The organism is Amycolatopsis sp. NPDC051102 (assembly GCF_040682815.1).
Lineage (GTDB): Bacteria > Actinomycetota > Actinomycetes > Mycobacteriales > Pseudonocardiaceae > Amycolatopsis.
Genome location: NZ_JBFBBT010000015.1, coordinates 207,437 through 220,682, shown reverse-complemented (window position 1 = coordinate 220,682; position 13,246 = coordinate 207,437). Strand labels below are relative to the sequence as shown.

At 71.8% G+C, this 13,246-nt stretch carries 14 protein-coding genes; 6 read left to right on the top strand and 8 right to left on the bottom strand.

Annotated features, from left to right (window positions below):
• A partial coding sequence (locus AB0M93_RS33540) for a DinB family protein (RefSeq protein ID WP_364281036.1) occupies positions 1-580 on the bottom strand: 580 nt, incomplete at its 3' end.
• A gap of 109 nt (positions 581-689) precedes the next feature.
• On the opposite strand from AB0M93_RS33540, the gene guaA reads away from it, so the two are divergent.
• Positions 690-2,246 carry a glutamine-hydrolyzing GMP synthase gene (guaA, locus tag AB0M93_RS33535; protein ID WP_364281033.1) on the top strand — a complete coding sequence of 519 codons (1,557 nt, stop codon included), beginning with the start codon at positions 690-692 and terminating at the stop codon, positions 2,244-2,246.
• A gap of 63 nt (positions 2,247-2,309) precedes the next feature.
• On the opposite strand, the gene AB0M93_RS33530 is transcribed toward guaA, so the two are convergent.
• Both AB0M93_RS33530 and AB0M93_RS33525 read right to left on the bottom strand, forming a co-directional pair.
• The gene (locus AB0M93_RS33530; protein WP_364281030.1) at positions 2,310-2,552 is read right to left on the bottom strand and encodes a hypothetical protein; all 243 of its coding nucleotides are present in this window, start codon (positions 2,550-2,552) and stop codon (positions 2,310-2,312) included.
• Positions 2,545-3,822, bottom strand: a complete 1,278-nt coding sequence (locus AB0M93_RS33525) for a PspC domain-containing protein (RefSeq protein ID WP_364281028.1) — start codon at positions 3,820-3,822, stop codon at positions 2,545-2,547. Before AB0M93_RS33525 ends, AB0M93_RS33530 begins: the two co-directional genes overlap by 8 nt.
• 100 nt (positions 3,823-3,922) lie before the next feature.
• Between AB0M93_RS33525 and AB0M93_RS33520 the strand changes: the two genes are divergently transcribed.
• The 4 genes from AB0M93_RS33520 to AB0M93_RS33505 are packed head-to-tail and all read left to right on the top strand — an operon-like array spanning position 3,923 to position 6,299.
• Complete coding sequence (locus tag AB0M93_RS33520) at positions 3,923-4,129, top strand: hypothetical protein (protein WP_364281025.1); 207 nt, start codon at positions 3,923-3,925, stop codon at positions 4,127-4,129.
• The gene (locus AB0M93_RS33515; protein ID WP_364281022.1) at positions 4,123-4,248 is read left to right on the top strand and encodes a restriction endonuclease; all 126 of its coding nucleotides are present in this window, start codon (positions 4,123-4,125) and stop codon (positions 4,246-4,248) included. The genes AB0M93_RS33520 and AB0M93_RS33515 overlap by 7 nt, the downstream gene beginning before the upstream one ends.
• A 58-nt stretch (positions 4,249-4,306) precedes the next feature.
• Positions 4,307-5,611, top strand: coding sequence for a PspC domain-containing protein (locus AB0M93_RS33510; protein ID WP_364281065.1), 1,305 nt, complete (start codon positions 4,307-4,309; stop codon positions 5,609-5,611).
• Positions 5,612-5,618: 7 nt separating this feature from the next.
• Positions 5,619-6,299: a response regulator transcription factor gene (locus AB0M93_RS33505; RefSeq protein WP_003073499.1), complete on the top strand. Its 681-nt coding sequence runs from the start codon at positions 5,619-5,621 to the stop codon at positions 6,297-6,299.
• A gap of 31 nt (positions 6,300-6,330) precedes the next feature.
• On the opposite strand, the gene AB0M93_RS33500 is transcribed toward AB0M93_RS33505, so the two are convergent.
• Positions 6,331-7,209: a hypothetical protein gene (locus tag AB0M93_RS33500; protein WP_364281019.1), complete on the bottom strand. Its 879-nt coding sequence runs from the start codon at positions 7,207-7,209 to the stop codon at positions 6,331-6,333.
• A gap of 313 nt (positions 7,210-7,522) precedes the next feature.
• The gene (locus AB0M93_RS33495) at positions 7,523-8,425 is read right to left on the bottom strand and encodes a DMT family transporter (protein WP_364281016.1); all 903 of its coding nucleotides are present in this window, start codon (positions 8,423-8,425) and stop codon (positions 7,523-7,525) included.
• 102 nt (positions 8,426-8,527) lie between these two features.
• Between AB0M93_RS33495 and AB0M93_RS33490 the strand changes: the two genes are divergently transcribed.
• Positions 8,528-9,430, top strand: coding sequence for a LysR family transcriptional regulator (locus AB0M93_RS33490; RefSeq protein WP_364281013.1), 903 nt, complete (start codon positions 8,528-8,530; stop codon positions 9,428-9,430).
• Here the strand turns inward: AB0M93_RS33490 and AB0M93_RS33485 are convergent.
• The 3 genes from AB0M93_RS33485 to AB0M93_RS33475 form a co-directional block, all read right to left on the bottom strand.
• Positions 9,427-10,521 carry a serine/threonine-protein kinase gene (locus tag AB0M93_RS33485; protein WP_364281010.1) on the bottom strand — a complete coding sequence of 365 codons (1,095 nt, stop codon included), beginning with the start codon at positions 10,519-10,521 and terminating at the stop codon, positions 9,427-9,429. The two genes, AB0M93_RS33490 and AB0M93_RS33485, sit on opposite strands and share 4 nt — an antisense overlap.
• 13 nt (positions 10,522-10,534) lie before the next feature.
• Positions 10,535-12,157 (bottom strand): protein kinase, encoded by a 1,623-nt coding sequence (locus AB0M93_RS33480; protein WP_364281007.1) that lies wholly within the window; start codon positions 12,155-12,157, stop codon positions 10,535-10,537.
• 215 nt (positions 12,158-12,372) lie between these two features.
• A complete protein-coding gene (locus AB0M93_RS33475) occupies positions 12,373-13,233 on the bottom strand; it encodes a hypothetical protein (protein WP_364281004.1) in 861 nt (286 codons plus the stop codon).
• Positions 13,234-13,246: the final 13 nt, after the last annotated feature.

The following is a 13,246-nucleotide window of genomic DNA, read 5'->3' as shown; positions in this document are numbered from 1 at the left end:
TTTTTCGTTGTTCACCAGCGACCCCCCCACCCACCCCCCGGCTGCGGTAGAGGTCGCGCAGCAGGAGGACCTCGGCGCAGTGGTGGATCAGCTCCCGGTGGATGTGCAGCACCAGGGTCGCCATCGGGTACTTCGCGTACGGCCCCTCCGCCGGCCCGCACGGCCGCGCCAAGCCCGCCTCGTCCAGTGACTGCACCCCGGCGACCCACTGCGCGTAGAACTTGTCGAGCTCGGCGAGGGCTTTGGCGGCGGTCCCCGGGTAGGGGTAGTTCTCGTAGCCGACCGGCTCGCCGCCGAAGTGCGACCCGATCCGCGCGCCCAGCACGCCGACCAGGATGTGGCCGAGCCGCCAGGCGATCGTCGTGACCGGCGGTGGCGTCGGCTCGGGATAGGCCCAGTCGATCGTGAACGGGCCCGAGCCCGGTTCGTCGTCCGACTTCCGCGGGCGGACGGTCCAGCAGCCCGCCACCGGCTCCCACCGGTACTCCTCGTCGGTGAGCCCCTCGAGCTTCGGGCGGACCAGCGCCTTCCAGTGGAAGTCGAGCTGGTCGGTCAGTTCCTTCGTCCAGTTCACGGCCATGCTCCGCACGGTAGGCCCGATCCAGGACAGCACCGGCCCTGAATCCCGGGTGACCCGGCCCACCTGGGACGATGGAGGCCGAAACCCACCGTTGCCAGGAGGTCGCCAGGTGCCCAGTCCCACCGGTCCGGTTCTCGTCGTGGACTTCGGGGCGCAGTACGCGCAGCTGATCGCCCGGCGCGTCCGCGAGGCACAGATCTACTCGGAGGTCGTCCCGCACAGCGCGTCCACCGAAGAGATCCTCGCGAAGAACCCCGCGGCCATCATCCTTTCCGGCGGTCCTTCGAGCGTGTACGCCGAAGGCGCGCCGGGCATGGACCCGAAGCTCACCGAAGCGGGCGTGCCGATGTTCGGCATCTGCTACGGCCACCAGCTGCTGGCCAGCGCGCTCGGCGGGGTCGTCGAGCCGACCGGCGTGCGCGAGTTCGGCCGCACCGAGGTCCGCGTCACCGGCGACGGCGGCGTCCTGCACGCCGGCCTGCCCGCGCACCAGCCCGCGTGGATGAGCCACAACGACAGCGTCACCAAGGCCCCGGAGGGCTCGGTCGTCACGGCGTCTTCCGACGGCGCCGCGGTCGCCGGCTTCGAGGACGTCGAACGCCGCTTCGCCGGCGTCCAGTACCACCCGGAGGTCGCGCACTCGCCGCACGGCCAGGAGGTGCTGCGCCGGTTCCTGCGCGACATCGCCGGGATCGAGCCGCAGTGGACGACGTCGTCGATCGTGGAGGAACAGGTCCGGCGGATCAGCGACCAGATCGGCGACGGCCGCGCGATCTGCGGCCTGTCCGGCGGCGTCGACTCCGCCGTCGCGGCGGCGCTGGTCCAGCGCGCCATCGGCGACCGGCTGACGTGTGTGTTCGTCGACCACGGCCTGCTGCGCGCGGGGGAACGCACCCAGGTCGAGCAGGACTTCGTCTCCGCCACCGGGGTCAACCTCATCACCATCGACGCGCGGGAACGCTTCCTCGACGCGCTGGCCGGCGTCACCGACCCGGAGCAGAAGCGCAAGATCATCGGGCGCGAGTTCATCCGCGTGTTCGAGCAGGCCGAGCGCGACCTGAAGGCCCAGGGCGACTACAAGTTCCTGGTCCAGGGGACGCTGTACCCGGACGTCGTCGAGTCCGGCGGCGGCGAGGGCACGGCGAACATCAAGAGCCACCACAACGTCGGCGGCCTGCCGGACGACCTGCAGTTCGAGCTGGTCGAGCCGCTGCGGCTGCTGTTCAAGGACGAGGTGCGCCGGGTCGGCCTGGAGCTGGGGCTGCCCGAGACGATCGTGCACCGCCAGCCGTTCCCCGGCCCCGGCCTGGGCATCCGCATCATCGGCGCGGTCGACCAGCAGCGTCTCGACACGCTGCGGGCGGCGGACCTGATCGCCCGCGAGGAGCTGACGGCGGCCGGGCTGGACCGCGACATCTGGCAGTGCCCGGTGGTGCTGCTGGCGGACGTCCGCAGCGTCGGCGTCCAGGGCGACGGCCGGACGTACGGGCACCCGGTGGTGCTGCGGCCGGTGTCGTCGGAGGACGCGATGACCGCGGACTGGACGCGCCTGCCCTATGAGGTCCTGGAGCGGATCTCCACGCGCATCACCAACGAGGTGGCGGAGGTCAACCGGGTGGTGCTGGACGTGACGTCCAAGCCGCCGGGCACGATCGAGTGGGAGTGAGCTTCCCGTAGCCAGGTCTCGAGGCCCCGGCGTGGGATCCGGGGCCTCGAGAGTTCCGGTGCGTCAGCGGCGGCGCTTGTTGCCGAACGACGCGCCGAGGAGCAGCAGCCCCACGAAGACCGCGCCGCCGGCGATCACCCAGCGGAAGTCGAACGAGGGCAGCCAGCTCGCGCCGTCCGAGAGGACGTACGCCGACACCAGCAGCGTCGCGACGCCGACGATCAGGGTGAAGGCGTCCACACCGCCGCGCCGGGCGGGCTGGGTGTCGGCCGGGTTGTCGTAGGCGTAAGGGTTCTGGTCAGTCACGCCGCACCTCCACGTCGCCCACACTGTTCGACACGTGCAGGGTGATCTTCTGGCCGCCGACGCCGTCGGGGCCGTTGTCCGTGCCGCTCAGCGAGGGCTGGCTGACGCCGTCGCTCGAGTGGCCGAAGCAGGACGCCTCGCCCGCCCCGGTGCGGCAGTCGAAGGTGACGTCCGCGTTCGCCGGCACGATCACCGTGGTGTTGCCGGCGCCGTTGGACACGCTCGTCACGTACGGCGCTCCTTCGGGCAGCTCGGTCAGGTCGAGCCGGATGTCGCCCGCCGCGTGCTGGTAGAGCGGCTTCACCTCGGTCGAGGCCTGCGGCGTCTCCCGGATGTCGCCGACGCCGCCGCGGACGTCGAAGTCGTGGAACGGTGCCGTCGTGAGGACCATGCCGACGATCGCGAGCGGCACGGCGAGCCCGATCAGGCCGCGCCCGCCCCCGGCGAACGCGCCGGCGACCAGGCCGATCCCGACCACGCCGAGCACCAGGCCGACGATGTGCTGCGCGTCGAACCAGGCGGCACCGTTGAGGCCGGCCAGCACCGCGCCGCCGGCGGTCACCACGGCGAGGGCGAAGGTGGCCGAGCCGACCTTCGACCGCGGACCACGCTGCAACCCGTGGTGCGACAGCCGCGGTGGCGGCATGGGCGGCGGTTCCGGGGCGGGCGGCGCGTCGGGCAGGTCCCAGCCGGCCGGGTCGGCGGCGAGGGGATCCCAGCCCCGGGCCGGCGACGGCGCCTCGGCGGTCTCGGTCATGGTGAAGGCTCCGTTTCCGGTGAAGGCCGGGTAGGACGTCCGCGCCGCGACGGGCGCGGGCCGGTTCAGGTGTCCGCGGCTGCGGTGCAGCAGGTAGAGCGCGGCGGCGATGAGCGCACAGCTGATGAGGCCCCCGCCGTCGAACCAGGAGCCGGTGATCGACCCCCCGGTGCTGACGACGGTGAGCACGAGCAGCACGACGGCGAAGGCGGGCGACACCGACGACCGGCCGCGCCCGATGAGGCTCTCGAAGCCGGACACCTCGTCGCTCTCCCCGGGGAAGAACAGCCACCCCAGCAGGTAGAAGGGAACGCCGAAGCCGCCGAAGATCGTCGTGACGACAAGGGCGATCCGCACGACAACGGGATCGACGCCGTACCGGTACCCGATGGCGGCGGCCACCCCGGCCACCTTCCGCCCGGCATGCGGCCGCCGCGGCCGGCTGGCCCAGAAGTCCTTGACGGTCTCCTCGAAGCCGTTCAGGACCCCCGGCTTCTCGCTCGTACCACTCATACCGAGAAGCATGCGGCACCGAGGTCGGCGGGACATCCGGGATGGTCCCTGAGGTTTCCCGGAGGGGTCGGCGTAACAGGGGATCGCCACGGTCGGCGTGGTGGTGCTGATCGTGCGGTTCGTCGCGGCACATCCGGTCGCTTCGCTCGTCGGGGGGACCTTGGTGCTCGGTGCGGCGATCTACGGGTCCGTGCTGTGGCAGCGGAAGCGAGCCCGCGAAGCCCAGCGGACGTGGCAGCTCGAGGTCGCCCGGTCCAGGAGATCGCTCGCTACCACGTGCACGGCGCACGCGTCGCCGCCGTGGTGACCACTTCCGCGTTCACGAAGCAGGCGCGGCAGTACGCCGCCCACCACGGCATCCGGCTGCTCGATGGCGCCGGTCTCGCCGCCTGGGCCGGCCGCACCGGGCCGGCTCCCTGGCACTGACCGCGGTGCCGGCTCCCTGGATCAGGGATTTCCCGGATGGAACCGCATCCGCGTGCGTGTGACCATGGACGGCGTGCAGGAGTCCCTCGACCACGTCACCGCCGAGCAGGCGATCATCCCCGCGGACCCGAGCAGGCCCAAGATGTTCCGGCGCCGGTCCGGGCGGGCCATCGCCGGGGTCGCCGGGGGGCTCGCCGATCACCTCGGCGTGCCGGTCCTCTGGGTGCGGACGGCGTTCGCGCTGCTCGCCGCGCTCAACGGCGCCGGGCTGCTCGCGTACGGCCTCCTCTGGGTGTTCGTCCAGCAGCAGTCCGAAGAAGCCGCGGAGGCGCCGAAGCCGAAGGAACGCCAGCAGGCGTTCGGCCTGATCGCACTGGGCGTGGGGCTCGCCGTCGCCAGCGGAACGCTCACCGGGTTCATCAGCGGCTGGGTCGCCGTGCCGCTGGCCGTCGCCATGATCGGTCTCGCGGTCGTCTGGCGGGAGGCCGACGAGTCGCAGCGCCGCCGCTGGCGGGCCGGGGCGAAGGACGGCTTCGCGGGTGCCCTGCTCGGTGGGGGCGGCTGGTCGGCCGCCATCCGGATCATCGCCGGCGTGGCGCTGGTGATCACCGGCATCACCGTCGTCGTGCTGCGCAGCGGCACCCTCGACCAGGTTCAGTTCGCGCTGATCGCGGTCCTCGCGACGCTGATCGGGGTGGCCGTGCTGACCGTGCCGTTCTGGCTGCGGCTGGTCCGGGACCTCTCCGACGAGCGCAAGGCTCGCATCCGCACCGACGAACGCGCCGAGATCGCCGCCCACCTGCACGACTCCGTCCTGCAGACGCTCGCGCTGATCCAGAAGCAGAGCGAGCAGCCCCGCGAGGTCGCGCGGCTGGCCCGCAGCCAGGAGCGCGAGCTGCGCGGCTGGCTCTACGGCCCCAACGGCTACGGGAAGCCCTCGGAGAAGCCCGTGGAAGCGCTGGGCCGGCTGTCCGAAGCGCTCGCCACGGCCTGCGGTGAGGTCGAAGACACCTTCGCCATCTCGGTCGGCCAGGTCGTCGTCGGGGACGCCGAGCTGGACGAATCGCTGGCCGCGCTGGTCCAGGCCGCCCGCGAGGCCATCGTCAACGCCGCCAAGCACGCCGGGGTCGACGAGGTCAGCGTCTACGCCGAGGTCGAGCCGACGTCGGTCACCGTCTTCGTCCGCGACCGCGGCAAGGGCTTCGACCCCGACCTCGTCCCGGACGACCGCCACGGGCTCGCCGACTCGATCCGCGGCCGGATGACCCGCCACGGCGGTACCTGCAAGGTCCGGACCGCGCCGGGGGAGGGCACCGAGGTGCAGCTCGCCATGCCGGTGAAAGCGGGCAAGGGAGCGGCGTGAGGCGGCTATGCTCGACGACGTGACGGACAGCCAGCGTGAACCGGTCAAGGTGTTCCTCGTCGACGACCACGCGCTGTTCCGCGCGGGGGTCCGCACCGAGCTCGACTCGATCACCGACGAGGTCCGCGTCGTCGGCGAGGCCGGTTCGGTCGCCGAGGCGGTCGCCGGGATCGCCCGCACGAAGCCGCAGGTCGTGCTGCTCGACGTGCACATGCCCGACGGCGGCGGCGCCGAGGTGCTGCGCCGCGTCCGGCCCGAGCTGCCGGACGTCGTGTTCCTGGCCCTCTCGGTATCCGACGCCGCCGAGGACGTCATCGCGGTCATCCGCGCCGGCGCGCGCGGGTACGTCACGAAGACGATCTCCTCGAAGGAGCTGGTCCGCGCGGTGGTCCGGGTCGCCGACGGCGACGCGGTGTTCTCGCCGCGGCTGGCCGGGTTCGTGCTGGACGCGTTCGCCGACCGGCCCGGCTCGGCCCCGATCAACGACCCCGAGCTCGACCTGCTGACCCCGCGCGAGCGCGACGTCCTGCGGCTGCTGGCCCGCGGGTACGCCTACAAGGAGATCGCGTCGGAGCTGTTCATCTCGGTGAAGACAGTCGAGACGCACGTGTCGAGCGTCCTGCGGAAGACCCAGCTGTCGAACCGCTACGAGCTCTCCCGCTGGGCCTCCGACCGCCGCCTCGTCTAGGAGCCGTCCCGAGCCGAGCGCGTCGGGCGGGTCAGCGCAGGAGCAGCCGCGCGTACTTGTCCAGGATCGCGATCGCGTCACGCCACGCGTCCCTGACGTCCTGAGGGACGTGATTGCCCGGCTTGTTGATCGCGATCAGGTGCTGGTTCAGCAGGTCCGGTGCGGTCACTCGGTGCATGAAGTTCTCGGCGCAGAACTCCACGAAGTCGTTCGCCTGGTACTTCTTCCGCGCAACCGGTCCTCTGCTCTGACCCAGATCGAGTCCGAGCAGATACTGCCCGTCGTTCCGGCGTAGCACCGCCCAAGCGTCGCGGAACGCCTGCTCGTCCTGGTTCAGGGCGCCCGGAGTGGTGGTCATCAGCACCTGCTGGAACGAGGCGTGCCCCATCTCGTGCAGCAACAGACGGAGGAAGACGCCCGGACTCGCGTCTTTTACTTCGCTTTCGAGATGCACCGTCTTGTCCGCGTGCGTGTAAAGGCCGCCGATGCCCTTGGCCTGCGAAGAACTGAAAATGATCCTGATATTGGCCTTGATCAGGTAGTCGACGAATGCCGGATTGGCGTCCAGAAACTCGTTGAATTCGCGGAGGTTGCGTCCGGGGACCAAGTCGGCACGTGACGTTTTCCCGAGTTTCGATTTCAGTTTGGCAACCTGCTTGTCGTTTTCCAGGAGCCGACGGGCGATTCTGGTTCTGGGATCGTCCGACGTGAGCTTGGACGGGTTGTTCGCGAGGTAGAGCTGGGCGATCTCGGGGATCTCCTTCGCGAGCAGCGGGACGGACACCTTGTGGAGGACATTGTCGTCGATCATCGCCTCGATGACCGGCTGCACGAACATGCCGTACTCTCGACCGGTCTCTTTCGTGATCTGGTTCCGGTCGTTCTCGGGGAGATCCTCGTAGGCCGCCACCGTCCTGCCGTGCCATGACAGTGTGCGCTGGACCGGGAGGTTGCCGGCCCCACACGCGTCAGTCGGCCGGGTGCACGCAATGAGCCTCGACACGACCTGGTTGCCGGCGGTCCCTTGTAGCCGCAACGCGGCGGCGGCTGCGGGAGGAACCGTCGAGCTCGGCAGTTCGCCGCGTGCCGACGTTCCCTGTGGGTTCCGTGCCGAGGTGCCGACCTTGCTTCTCGAATGGCGCACGGTTCCCCCTCAGGCCACGAAGTCCGATCCCGGCCATGGTCCGGGCGGCCCGAGTTCCGTGTCAACACACGATCGGGTGTCAGACGCGTTCGAGCGCCGCCGCCGCCGGCACGCGCTTCGGCAGCCGCGTCAACGCGACCCCGCCGAGCACGACGACCATGCCCGCGATCACCCGCAGGTGCAGCTGCTCGCCCAGGAACACCGCGCCGAGCAGCACGGACACCACCGGCAGCAGGTAGCCGACCACGGACGCGGCCACCGCGCCTTCGCTCGCCAGCAGCTGGTAGTTCAGCGCGAACGCGATGCCCGTCGACCCGATGCCCAGCACCAGGATGGCGAGCAGCGGCCCCACGGAGACGTGCACCGGGGTGAACCCGCCCACCGGCAGGGCCAGCAGCAGCATCCCGCTGGCCAGCAGCATCTGACCCGCCGAAGTCGCGTACGGCGACAACGAGGAGTCCGACAGGTACTTGCCCTCGTAGACGAACGCGAAGCCGTAGCTGGCCGCGGCCGCGAGGCACGCCAGCGCGCCCCAGCTCAGCAGCCCCGACGCCTGCCACGGCGCGAAGATCAGCAAGATGCCGCCGAGGCCGACGACCAGCCCGGCCAGCCGTGCCCCGGTCATCCGCGCCGACGTCCCCATCAGCGGCGCCGCGAGCAGCACCCACAGCGGCGTCGTCGAGTTCAGCACGCCGGTGATCCCCGAATCGACCGTCGTCTCGCCGATCGCGAACAGCAGGAACGGCAGCGCGTTGTGGAAGAACGCCGCGACGGCCAGGTGTCCCCACATCCGGCGTTCGCGCGGCAGCCGCGCCCGCTGCAGCCGGCACAGCACCAGCAGCATGGCCGCGCCGAGCACGAGCCGCGCCAGCACGAGCTGGACCGGCGAGAACATCCCCAGCCCCAGCTTGATCCAGAAGAAACTCGAGCCCCACATGAGCGCCAGCGCGGCGATCCTGAGCAGGGTCTTCGTTTCGCCCACCCCAGTCCTCCTTCGATTCCAGCGTCAGCTTCGCCCGGAGCAGACGTAAGGACAAGCGAAATTAACTGCAGGAACACTTAAGCTGAGCTGTACGATCAGGGCATGCTCGACGTCCGCCGCATGCAGGTCCTCCGCGCCGTGATCACCAGCGGGTCGATCACCGCCGCGGCCCGCAACCTCGGCTACACGCCGTCCGCGATCAGCCAGCAGCTGTCCACGCTCGAACGCGAAGCCGGCACCGAGCTGCTCGAACGCGTCGGCCGCGGCGTCCGCCCGACGCCGGCGGGCGCGCTGCTGTCCGAGCACGCCGAGACGCTCAGCGCCGAACTCGCCAAGGCCGAGGCCGCGTTGACCGAGCTCAAGGAGGGCCGCACCGGCCGCGTCGCGATCCGCTACTTCGCGACGGCGGGCGCGTCGCTCGTCCCGCCGGCCATCGCCGCGGTCCGCCGCGAGCACCCCGGCGTGCACCTCGACCTCAAGCTGGTCGAACTCGACGACCCGATCCTGGACGTCGAATCGGGCGACGCCGACGTCGCGATCACCGTCTTCCCGCGCAAGACCCCGCCGGGCAAGGGCGTCGAGCTGGTGCACCTGCTCGACGACCCGTACCGGGCCGTGCTGCCGAAGGCACACCCGCTGGCCCGCAAGCGCGTGCTGGACCTGACGGAGTTCGCCGAGGAGCCCTGGGTCGGCGTCGACGGCCTGCCCGGCGTCTGCCGCGACATCCTGCAGGGCGCCTGCGCGTCCGCCGGCTTCGCCCCGAACATCGTGGTCGAGTCCGAGGACTACCAGACGGCGCAGGGCTTCGTGGCCGCCGGCATCGGGGTCGGCCTCATCCCCGAACTGGGGCTCGGCGCGCAGCACCCCGGCGTGGTCGTCCGCCGGATCCGCCACCCGGAGCCCGTCCGCGCGATCCACGCCGCGGTGGCGTCCCGGGCGTGGGGCCACCCGGCGGTCCGCACGCTGCTGGAAGCCATGCGCGCGGCGACCGCCAAGGTCGCCTAGACGAAGAACAGCTCCGTGACGAGGATGCCGACCAGCACGGCCGCGAGGATCGCGGCCACGGTGACCAGCGTCTTCTTCGACACCGGCAGGTTCCACGCCGCGGCCTGCGGCTGGGCGCCCGGCGCGGGCCGCGGCACGTACTGCGTCGGCGCCGGCACCGGCTGCATCCGCTGCGTCTCTTCCGCCGCGGAGAAGCCGGGCGCGGCGACCGGCATCGACTGCTGGAACTGCGGTCCCGACGGCGGCATCGGCGGCCCCGCGGCCGCCAGACCCGGGTTGAAGGGCGGCGGCGGGGGCGGCGGGATCCCGGGCGCGGTCGGCGGGATGAACGCCGTTTCGCGGCCTTCGGTGATCGCCTTCAGGGACCGGACGGTGTCCGCCATCGTCGGCCGGGTCGTCGGGTCCGTGCGGAGCATCTTGCGCAGCGCCTCGGTGAGGACACCGGAGTTCTGCGGCGGGCGTTCGGACGACTGGCCGTCGTCCCCGAACGGCGGCACGCCCTCCACGGAGGTGTAGAGCGTCGCGCCGAGGGAGAAGACGTCCGCGGCCGGCGTGGGCGGCAGCCCCCGCGCGACCTCGGGCGCGACGTACGCCGCGTGGGGCCCGCCGCCGCTGATCCCGATGTCGGTGAGCTTCACGCCGCCGTCGTCGGCCAGGAGCACGGTGCCCGGCTCGAGGGTGCGGTGCACGAACCCGGCCGAGTGGATGGCCGTCAGGGCGTTGCCGAGCTGGATGCCGAGCTGCGCCGCCTGGTCGGGGGTCAGCCGGCCGTGTTCGGCGAGGAACGTCGCCATGCTGCGCGACGGGATGTACTCCATCACCAGCCAGACGTCCTGGCCGTCGGGCAGGACGTCGAACACCTTGATCGCGCACGGGTGCTCGATCCGGGCCGCGTCCTTGCCCTCCTGCATGGCGGCCGCGCGCGCCTGCTCGGCGCGCTCGCCCGCGCCGACCGGCAGGTACATCCGCTTCATCGCGACGGTCCGGAACAGCCGCGTGTCGAACGCCAGCCACACGATGCCGGCGCGGCCGCGGCCGATCGGCTGGTCCAGCCGGAACCGGCCGCCGACGATGGTTCCTTCAGAACTCAAGACTGACCTCGGGTCACGGCGTGGAGGAGGTGGGCGGCGGCGATGTGGGGGTATCGGAGGGCGTCGGCGTGTCAGAAGTCGAGGGCTTCGTCGGCGTCGTCGTCTTCTGGGACGAGGTCGTCGGCGGTTCGGAGCTCCGCGAGGTCGTCGCCTTCTTCGACGACGAGGTCGCCTCCGTCACCGGCGGCGGCACGTCGGCCGTGCTGAAGGACGTGTCCTCCGTGGGCGTCGGCGTCTCCGACGTCGCGGCGGGCGACGGCTTGGTGCTGGAGATCTGCGTGGCCGGCGCTTCCGGGTTGTTCGGGCTCAGCAGCCACACGACGAGCGCGACCAGGCCCACGACCACGACGCCGCCGATGATCGCCGGGCGCTTCCACGCGCCGGGCTTGCCCTCGTCCTCGTCGACCGGGCTCATCTGCGGGCGCGACCGCGCCGGGGGCGGCGGGGCGGGCTCGTCGTCGTAATCGTCGTAGTCGTCCTCGTACCCGCCCTGCTCGTGCGGCGGGACCGGCACGGCGCGCGTCGCGGCCAGCCCGGGCGGCACGCCTCCGGCCGCGTGGTGGTCGTCCTCGCGGTAGTGGCCGTACCCGTCGTAGTCGTTCTCCGGGTAGCCGGTGGCCTCCGGGTAGTCGTCCTCGTCGTAGTACGGCACCGCCTGCGTCGGGGCGCCGCCGCCGAGCAGCGTGCCCGAGTGGCCCGCGGGGATCTCGTCGAACATCTGGGTGGCGTTCGGGTCGGCGACGGCGGCCGCCCCGAGAACGCCGGCGGACGGCGCCATCATCGTCTCGTCCGCCGGGCCGCCGAGCGGCGTCTCACCGCGCGCGACGGCCGCGAGCAGCTCCTCGCACTCTTCGGCGGTCGGCCGGTGCTGGACGTCCGGGTGCAGCAGCACGGCCAGCACGCTGGCCAGCGGCCCGGACTGGCGCGGCGGGTTGATCTGCCCGGCCGCGACCGCGTGCAGCAGGCTCAGCGTGTTCTCCGACAGCCCGAACGGCGGCTGGCCCTCGCACGCCGCGTACAGCGTCGAACCGAGGGAGAAGACGTCGGACTCCGGCCCCGGCTCGCCGCCGATGGCGACCTCGGGGGCCAGGTAGGCGGGCGTGCCGGCGATCATCCCGGTCTTGGTGACCGTGACGTCGTCCTTGGCGCGGGAGATGCCGAAGTCGGTGATCTTCACGACGCCGTTGGCGCCGAGCAGGATGTTGCCCGGCTTGATGTCGCGGTGCACGATGCCGACCGCGTGCGCCTCGCGCAGCGCCGCGGCGACCTGGGCGCCGATGCGCGCCACCTCGGTCGGCGGCAGCGTGCGGCGTTCCTGCAGCACGGCGGCCAGGCTGGTGGAGTTGAGGTACTCCATGATCAGGCACGGCTGCCCGTTGTCGTCGGTGACGACGTCGAACACCGAGATCGCGTTGGGGTGGTGCAGCCGGGCCGCGATCCGGCCCTCGCGCATCGTCCGCTGCCGGGCGTCCTCGGCGTCGTGCTCGTCCAGGTGCGGCTGGAGGAGGAGCTGCTTGATGGCCACGGTGCGGCCCAGGACCTCGTCGTGCGCCTGCCAGACGGCCCCCATCGCGCCCGTGCCGATCCGGCCGACGATGCGGTATCGATCGGCGACCAGACGACCCTCGTCGCTCACGCGACCTCCCTTTGGGCTCCGACTTCACCAGGGCGTGAGGATAGGTGCCTGGTGACGCGGCCACCTGTACGCCGCTTCGCTGGAGCGTATGCACATGTCGTGGGCTGCGTGCCGGCTTCACGGAGACCGGCCCGTGACAAGGCTAGGCGCTCACTCTGCGCACACGAATCCGGTACGGGCACTTGAACCACGGGTGAAGGAGTGATCGCCGAGGGCTACATGTACTGGGCCGAGACGAGCTCGGCTTCGGTGATCAGCCCGCCGGTGTCGGCGACCCGGAACAGCTGGGTGACGCGCACCAGGGCGCCGTCCGGCCGGTGCAGCGTGGCGACCGCGAGGATCGAGCCGTCCGGCTTGATCTGCGTGTCGGCCTCCTGGACGTCGATGGCGTCCATCGAGCTCCAGGTGCGGACCAGCTCGCCCGCCGAGCCGCCGGCCAGCGACGGGCTCAGCAGCGCCAGCGCGCCAGCCGAGTTCCGCGCGATGGCGGCGTAGAAGTCCTTGACCGCCTGGATCTTGCGGCTCGCGCTGCGCGCGTCGGCCGCGGTGTCCGGGATCGACGTGGCCGGTGCGGGCGCCGCCTGGGCCCGCGGGGTGCCGTTGACCGTCCGATCGGTGGCCGGCGTGTCCGCGGGCTGCGTGTCCGGGTTCGTCGTCCCGTGCTGCTCCGGTGCGCCACCGCCGGCCTGGCGCTGCGGCACGGCGAGGCCGCCGAGCTCGGCGGCGCCGGTGAACCCGGCGGGCGTGGACTGGCCGCCGGAAGACACGGCGCGGTGCGAGCTGGTCAGCATCGGCGCGGCGACCACGGCGCCGGCGACGAGCGCACCCGCGGCGACGAGCCCGGTCAGCTTCGCGCGGCGGGCGAGGCGGCTTTCCGGCTCCCCGGCATCGTCGGTCTGCTCCGGCTCCCGGGCCGGCTCGGTGCGCCGTGCCACGAACCGTTGCGGGTCGCGGACGACCTGCGCCAGGTGGTCGCGGTCGGCGTCGGCGACACCGTCCAGGATCTCGGCCGGGATGATGTCCTCGACGCGGACGGCGTGGGGTGAGTCACGCCGGGTGCGCTGCCGGTCAAGCACGAAAGTCCTCGCT